7 protein-coding genes are annotated in these 6,330 nt (G+C 67.9%); 2 read left to right on the top strand and 5 right to left on the bottom strand.

The features are described from left to right. Window positions 1-227: 227 nt before the first annotated feature. The 5 genes from ACYQ8L_RS17810 to ACYQ8L_RS17790 all read right to left on the bottom strand — a co-directional run bounded on the left by ACYQ8L_RS17810 (window position 228) and on the right by ACYQ8L_RS17790 (window position 4,206). Window positions 228-674 (bottom strand): hypothetical protein, encoded by a 447-nt coding sequence (locus ACYQ8L_RS17810; protein WP_459943169.1) that lies wholly within the window; start codon window positions 672-674, stop codon window positions 228-230. Continuing rightward, window positions 671-1,000: a hypothetical protein gene (locus ACYQ8L_RS17805; RefSeq protein ID WP_459943168.1), complete on the bottom strand. Its 330-nt coding sequence runs from the start codon at window positions 998-1,000 to the stop codon at window positions 671-673. The genes ACYQ8L_RS17810 and ACYQ8L_RS17805 overlap by 4 nt, the downstream gene beginning before the upstream one ends. A 591-nt stretch (window positions 1,001-1,591) precedes the next feature. After that, the gene (locus ACYQ8L_RS17800; RefSeq protein WP_459943167.1) at window positions 1,592-3,004 is read right to left on the bottom strand and encodes a DegQ family serine endoprotease; all 1,413 of its coding nucleotides are present in this window, start codon (window positions 3,002-3,004) and stop codon (window positions 1,592-1,594) included. A gap of 129 nt (window positions 3,005-3,133) precedes the next feature. Continuing rightward, a complete protein-coding gene (locus ACYQ8L_RS17795) occupies window positions 3,134-3,724 on the bottom strand; it encodes a flavodoxin family protein (protein ID WP_459943166.1) in 591 nt (196 codons plus the stop codon). Beyond that, the gene (locus ACYQ8L_RS17790; protein ID WP_459943165.1) at window positions 3,724-4,206 is read right to left on the bottom strand and encodes a ferritin family protein; all 483 of its coding nucleotides are present in this window, start codon (window positions 4,204-4,206) and stop codon (window positions 3,724-3,726) included. Before ACYQ8L_RS17790 ends, ACYQ8L_RS17795 begins: the two co-directional genes overlap by 1 nt. A 295-nt stretch (window positions 4,207-4,501) precedes the next feature. Here ACYQ8L_RS17790 and ACYQ8L_RS17785 point away from each other — a divergent pair, with 295 nt between their 5' ends. Continuing rightward, window positions 4,502-4,975, top strand: coding sequence for a Ros/MucR family transcriptional regulator (locus ACYQ8L_RS17785; RefSeq protein WP_459943164.1), 474 nt, complete (start codon window positions 4,502-4,504; stop codon window positions 4,973-4,975). A gap of 78 nt (window positions 4,976-5,053) precedes the next feature. Beyond that, the gene (locus ACYQ8L_RS17780; RefSeq protein ID WP_459943163.1) at window positions 5,054-6,175 is read left to right on the top strand and encodes an SPFH domain-containing protein; all 1,122 of its coding nucleotides are present in this window, start codon (window positions 5,054-5,056) and stop codon (window positions 6,173-6,175) included. The last annotated feature ends 155 nt before the right edge of the window (window positions 6,176-6,330 follow it).

The raw sequence follows: 6,330 nt of genomic DNA, 5'->3' as shown, positions 1-6,330 counted from the left end.
GTGGACCGAAGTTACTTGGAAGCTCCCCAGGCCCCTTTGGGGCCCCGCTACGCAGGACAGAAACGTCCGAGTCAGAGGTAAGGACAGGAGCGGCGCCCGTGCCAGGAGTCAGTGGACAGACGACAGAGGACAGGGGGGTTCTGACATCTGTCCTCTGAATTCTGAATTCTGAAAAGCAAAGGTCGGCGGCGCGCTCGGTCGGCGCCGCCGGCCTAGGCGGTTCGGCCCTACGGAAGTCCGGCCACGGAGCAGTCGGCCAGATAGAGCGTGGTCCATTCGCCCCAGTCGTGGGCGTCGACCAGGGTGCCCCGGAACGACACTCTCGTCCCCTCCCGCACGTCGTTCCGGTCTTCGGCGTCGGGGAGTCGCGGGAGGCCGCAGGCCACCTTGCGGCCCGGTGAGACCTGAAGCAGCAGCACGGCCGGGTTCCGGTCGGGCACCGAGGTATCGTAGTACGTGCGGGGCAGGAGCGCCTCGACCGCGCCGGCCCCTTCCACGGGGGTGCCGGCTCGCTCGCGCAGATAGCCCTCCCGTTTGGCCGGGGACACGAGTTGCCCGAACGCGACGAACACCTGCACGGCTTTGAGAGATTCTCGGTCCGTGGCCGTACCCGGCCGGGCCGCGGCCAAAAGGGCCAGAGTTGTGAGCCAGGTTGCCGCCGTTCGCACCGTCACCGGCGCACCACCAGGTCGAGCCCCACGAGCCGGTCGTCGCGACGGGTGTACTTGAGCCGCGCGGTTTCTCCGGGCTGGAGGCTTTCGAGGGACAAGGGTTGCCCGTCGAGGCGCGGAGTCACGCCCTCGTCCAGGGTGACGCCCACGGTCAGGTCCCCCTTGGGGGTCGGGACCTCAAGGACGACGGACCGGTATGCCACGTCCACGGCAGCGATCCGCCCTTCCACCACCCGGATCTCGCCGGGCTGGATCGTGGCGGCCCAGGCTGCGGCGGCGAACGCGAAGCAGAAGAAAGCAGAAAGGAAACCGTTTCGAAGCGCTCCCATGACACACCCTCCTTTCTCTCGAACCACCGCCTTGGGTCTCCGGCGACCGGCCGACCGTCGCCCGCGCTTCGGCGGAAGGATCGGCGGCGCCCTGACGGGCCTCAACCTAGCCGACCCCGCGGAGATGTCAACAGCCCGGGGCCGGTCGGTTCGCTGGCCGGGCGGGGCAAGGGGCCCCGTGTCAGAAATCGGACATGAGGGGACAGAAGTCGGCGCTCAGCAGCGCCACGGAATCCTGTCGGACGAATTCTGAATTCTGGTCACCGGTACGGCCGCTCCCGGCTCTCCGGGAGGCCCCTTGCCCCGAAACGCGGGCGACAGGCCCGTGTCGGTTGGCAACTCCCCAGAGCCCTTTTAGGGCCCCACTACGCAGGACAGTAACGCCCGAGGCAGGGCTCGGGGGTGGGAGCGGCGCCGATGGCAGGGGTCAGTGGACAGACGACACAGGACAGGGGGTCTCTGACATCTGATCTCTGACCTCTGGCCCCTGATACGGCAGCCGCTCCCACAGGTTGGCACAGCCGCTGACGCTGGAGTCACAGAAGATTTTGGCGTCCTAGCGTCCTAGCCTCCTAGCGTCCCAGCGGGAAGTTACTTGGAAAGCGGCACGACCACGTAGAGCGTTCCGACTCCGCGCTTCACCAGGAAGAGCACGCTGCCCTTCCCCTTGGCCTCCCGCAGGGCCTTCCTGTATTCCTCGATCGATCCCACGGGCTCCTGGTTGACCTCGAGGATGATGTCGCCTCGGCGCAGTCCCGCCTCGGCCGCGGGGCTTCCGGGCTCCACCCCCGACACCACCAGGCCCTCGTCGGTGTCGAGCCCCAGATGCTTTTGGAGTTCGGGGGTGATCTCCTGTACCGTCAGGCCCAGTTCTTCTTCCACCGTGGCTTCGCCGGCGAGTTCCTCCTCCTTGAGTTCCCCGAGTTTCACCCGGAAGGTCTTGCGCTCACCCTTCCGGAGCACCACCACGTCCACCTCGCTGCCCGGGGCGTGCTCGGCCACGATGCGCGGCAACTTGTGCATCTTGTCGATCGACACCCCGTCGAACTCCACGATGATGTCCCCACGCTTGATGCCGGCCTTGTCCGCCGGCCCGTCGGGGACCACGTCCGACACCAACGCCCCCTTGGGCTCGTCGAGGCCGAACTGGTCCGCGAGTTCTTTCGTGACCTCCTGGATCATCACCCCGAGCCAGCCCCGGGTCACCCGGCCCCGCTCCTTGAGTTGCGGCACGATCTCCTTGGCCATGTTCACCGGGATCGCGAACCCGATCCCGGTGCCGCCGGCGACGATGGCGGTGTTGATCCCGACCACACGGCCCTCCATGTCGAACAGGGGGCCCCCGGAGTTGCCCGGGTTGATCGCCGCGTCGGTCTGGAGGAAGTTGTCGTAGGGCCCGGCCCCGATCACCCTCTCCTTGGCGCTGATGATCCCCGCGGTCACGGTGTGGCCGTACCCGAAGGGGTTCCCGATGGCCACGACCCAGTCGCCGACCCGGATCTTATCGCTGTCGCCCACCTTCACGGGCTGGAGCCGAACATCCTTCGGGTCGATCTTGATCACGGCGAGGTCGGTCTTGGGGTCGGTTCCCACGATCTCGGCTTCGAACTCGTGCTCGTCCGACAACCGCACGACGATCTCGTCGGCGCTCTCGACCACGTGGTTGTTGGTCAGGATGTAGCCCTCCTCGTCCCAGATGAATCCGGACCCGAGGCTTTGGGTCTTGAACTCCCTGGGCTGGTCCCCGAAAAACCGGTCAAAGAAGTCGTCGCCGAAGAACCGGCGGAACGGGTCGTTGGGTCCGAACCGGGGAAAGTCCCGGAACAGCCGGCGGGTCTTCACGACCTTGGTCGTCGAGATGTTCACGACCGATGGTTTGAGCTTCTCCACGAGGGGGGCGAAGCTCTCGGGCGCCCCGCGGGCCCAGGCCGTGTGCCCGGCGAGGAGCGCAAACCCCAGAAACAGTGCGAGCCATCCCCGTGCCGAGATCCGCGTCGTGTGCATGGTGTCCGACCTCCTTTCGACGATTGGAAAAACGGGAGAGGGCCGCCGAAGCGGCGGCCCCAATATAAGCCCCAAGGATGAGGAGGCAATGAAACGGATCTTAAAATCCAATGAAACGGGTGCGGGCGATCAGGGACCTTCGAGCCCCAGGTGGGTGACGAGTCGCTTAGCCACCACGGGAAGGTCGGACTCCACCCTCGGATCCCGTTCCGCCGACCCCGCCTCGTCGGCGCCTTCGAGGAACAGGTTCGCCACGGCCCGGGCCCCGAGGACCTCGAACCATGCGTCGAGGATCCGATGGAGGCAAGCGAACACGGAGTGGGACGGGGCCCCGGCGGTCGAGAGCACGGCGGCTACCCGCTCCCGGGGCGGAGACCGGCCGAGGAGGTGGATCCGGGACCAATAGGGCTGGAACCGGTCGATCACCGCCTTGAGGGGCGCGGGGGGCCCGAGGAAGTAAACGGGGCTCGCCACCACGAGGGCGTCGGCGCGGTCTGCGGCCTCGTACACCCGGGGCATGTCGTCGCCTTTGAGCACGCACTCCCCGGTGCGGCCGCAAGCGCCGCACCCCGTGCAGGGTCTCACCGAAATCTCCGAGCACCGGAGGTGTTCGGCCCGGAGCGGGTGACCGGCCAGCAGGGCCTCCAACCTCCCGACCAGGGCGTCGGTGTTTCCTCCTTTCCGGGGGCTCCCGTGGACAAAGAGGACCCGCTTCTCCATCAGTCCCCCCACAGCCAGACGCCGCGGTTGGAGAGCGCGTAGTACTGGTCTTCCAACACCTTGCGGTGCATCGCCTCCTCCTCGGCCAGTCGCAGGAACAGCTCGCGTCCCTGGCGGTCCGGTGCCTGGTGGGCGAGTCGGCGGTACCGCTCCTCGGCTTCGGCCTCGGTTTCCGCCGCGATCCGCAGGGCTTCTAGGGCGTCTGCGTGCGGCGACGGGGTGGACGCGGGCGTGTCGCCCTCGGTCCGCCGAGGGGGGAGGTCGCGGGGTTGATACTCCGGCCACGGCTTTTCGTGGAGGAGCGCCTCGCGCAGTTCCTCGAGATGCCGGCGGTGATGGCGCTCGAACGCCGCGAGTTCCCTGAACATGGCCTGGCCGCCGGGGTGGTCGGTCGTCTGGGCCGCCCCTTCGTAGAAGTTGCAGGCTTCCTCCTCGGCGCGGATGGCTTGGTCGAGTGCCTCGCGAAGGTCGGTGGGATGCATTGGGCCTCCTCGTGGGTAAGGGGAAGAAGAATTCGTTGCCGGTACGATGGTACCACCCCCGGCGGCCCCTGCAAGCGAGCCGGCGGGCCCTTGTCCGACTCCGAAAAAACGGGGGTGAGTGTAGGCCGGCCCTCGATCAGTTGCGGAGAGATTCCTTGTCACCGAGCAAGTCTGAACCGAGGCGTTACGATCTTGTTGGGAGGATCAAGGAAAAGTGCGTGGCAGAGACTTGCACAATGTATGAGCCTGAGCTATATAAGCGAGACCTACCGGACCGATTCCAAAGGAGGACGAAATGGACAAGCGACTGCTGCTGCAACTCACGGCCGACATCGTGGCCTCCCACGCCTCGATGAACGAGATGGGGCAGGAAGACCTGTTGGCGGAGATCGACAAGGTATACAAGAAACTCGCCTCGCTGGCGGGGGAGGAGGTGGAGGAGGAGTCGGTGGAAGCCCAAGCCGAACCCGAGGGCGCCCCGATTCCGGCCACTCCCGTGGTGCCCCCCGAGGTGGCGTTCGGCAAGGACAAGATCTACTGCATGATCTGCGGCAAGGGCATGAAGACCCTGAAGCGCCACCTCTCCACGGCCCACGGGCTCACGCCCAAGGAGTACCTGGAGATGTTCGGCCTGCCCAAGAACACCCCACTCGTGTCCGAGGAGTACTCGGAGCAGCGCAAGCGGATGGCCGCGGAGCTCGGTCTGGCCGACAAGTTGGTGCAGGCCCGGGCAGCCCGGGCGGCGAAGCGCAAGGCCAAGGAGGGCTAAGCCCGGACTCTGCTGGCATCGGAACCGGCCCGGTTCGCCTCGGCGATCCGGGCCGGTTCGCGTTTGGCGAGGTGGCCCATGGGAACGGACAACGTCGTCTTCTTGGAAGTGATCGAATGGTTCGACCCCTCCGGCCGGGAGGTGGCCCACCGGATTCCCGAACGTGGGTCGGGGGAATTCAAGATCGGGGCCCAGGTGATCGTGCGCGACAGCCAGGCGGCGGTGTTTTACTCGGGCGGGGTGGCCTGCGACGCCCTGGGGCCGGGCCGGCACACCCTGGTCACCAAGAACGTGCCGCTTCTCACGAAGGCCCTGGCCCTGCCCTGGGGGTTCACGAGCCCGTTCCGGGCCGAGGTGTACTTCGTGAACCTCAAGGTGTTCCCGAACCTCCGGTGGGGCACCCGGGACCCGGTGGCGTTCCGGGACCGGGAGTTCGGGCTCATCCGGCTCCGCGCCCACGGGATCTGTGACGTCCGGGTGACCCAGCCCGTGCTATTCGTGAACACCCTCGTGGGCACCGAGGCGTCGTACACGGTGGACGCCCTGGAGGCGTACCTGGGCGAGGTCATCGTGTCGCGGCTCAACGACCACCTGGGGGAGCACCTCGATTCGGTCCTCGACCTGCCCACCCGGTACGAGGAACTGGCCGACGGCCTCCGGGAGCGGTTGGCCCGGGATCTCGCCGGCTACGGCCTGGAGCTCGGCCGGCTCTACATCAACGCCGTCACCCCCCCGGACGACGTGCAGCAGGCCATCGACGACCGAAGCCGCCTCGGGGCCGTGGGGGATCGGCTGGACGATCTGGTGAAGCTCAAGGCCGCCGAGGCGCTGGAGCGGGCGGCCGACGGGGGAAGCGGGGCCGCCGAGGGGGCGATCGGACTCGGGCTCGGGATGCTCCTGCCGGGCTTCCTGGGGGGCGTGGCCGGGGGAGCGGCGCGCGCCGAGGGGGCTTCGTGCCCGGAGTGCGGACTGCCGGTGGGCCCCGAGGCCCGGTTCTGCCCCCACTGCGGGCATCAGATCCTCGTCACCCGCCGCTGCGGCCGGTGCGGGAAAAACCTCACGCCCAAGGCCCGGTTCTGCCCGGCCTGCGGTGCGCCGGCGGGCGAGAGGCCCGCGCCCCGGGTCTGCGGAGAGTGCGGCGCCGAGAACCGGCCGGAGGCCGTCTACTGTAACGCATGCGGCCGGAAGCTGAAGATCTGAGGGGGCTTCCCGAGGCGTCGGCCGGCTGCCCCCAATGCGGGGCCCCGGTGGAGTTGGGGGTGGGCGATCCGGTGCTCCGGTGCGGGTTCTGCCGCACCGGGCTGTACGTGCGGCCCCGGGACTTCCTGGGGTACCATTGGCCTTGGGAGGGGGCG

It is taken from the genome of Deferrisoma palaeochoriense, from assembly GCF_054656955.1.
This window is presented reverse-complemented; position numbering and strand designations above follow the sequence as displayed.